The organism is Photorhabdus sp. S10-54, assembly GCF_963878145.1.
Lineage (GTDB): Bacteria > Pseudomonadota > Gammaproteobacteria > Enterobacterales > Enterobacteriaceae > Photorhabdus > Photorhabdus kayaii.
This window is the reverse complement of the sequence record NZ_CAWNXG010000167.1, coordinates 1-642: the sequence shown is the minus strand read 5'-3', so window position 1 is coordinate 642 and position 642 is coordinate 1. Positions and strand designations below refer to the sequence as shown.

The 642-nt window shown below is 51.7% G+C and carries 2 protein-coding genes; both read left to right on the top strand.

Going from position 1 to position 642, the window contains the following annotated elements:
- A partial coding sequence (locus AACQ83_RS24345) for a terminase gpA endonuclease subunit (RefSeq protein WP_192881123.1) occupies nucleotides 1–416 on the top strand: 416 nt, incomplete at its 5' end.
- 24 nt (nucleotides 417–440) lie between these two features.
- On the top strand, nucleotides 441–642 hold a 202-nt coding region (gene gpW, locus AACQ83_RS24340), incomplete at its 3' end, for a gpW family head-tail joining protein (RefSeq protein ID WP_112879836.1).

Genomic DNA, 642 nt, shown 5'->3' with positions numbered 1-642 from the left:
CTAAGGATACGGTCCGGGGGAGATTACATATTAATCCACCGCGACCCGGTGAGGCAGCGGCAAGCTATATGCACTTTCCGGCAGACAGGGATCTGAATTATTTCAGTCAATTGTTAGCGGAACGTTCAGTGCTCAAAGAATCAGGCGGGCAGCGTTTCCGAGTGTGGGAGCAATTACCGGGCCGTGCTAATGAAGCGCTGGACTGTCGGGTTTATGGTTATGCTGCGCTGTGTGGCTTGCTGCATATGGGACTAAAACTGAATGCACTAGCCACAAGCATCACAGAAAATCCGGGCAGATTATTGCCCCCGCCCGCAGAGCCGGAAGAAAAGCCAAGCTTGCAATATCCCGGCGTCATTATTCAGGAACCGGAAAAGCCGAAGCGTAAGCGTATGTCTCAACTTTTGCCCTCTTAACCCTCAGCTATCTCAAGGATATTTATGTTTAACAGAAACACGAGTTTGTTAGCGGGTGCGATGACGCGTGAGCAACTGCAAGATGCGCTAGCGAAAGCTCAACAGGCTTATATCGATCTGGCGACGGGAAGCCGGGGCGTGTCTTTTTCTTACACGCAGGGAGACGGCACCCGTTCAGTTTCGTATCAACAAAGCTCGCTGGCGGATTTACTGGCGCTGATCCAAC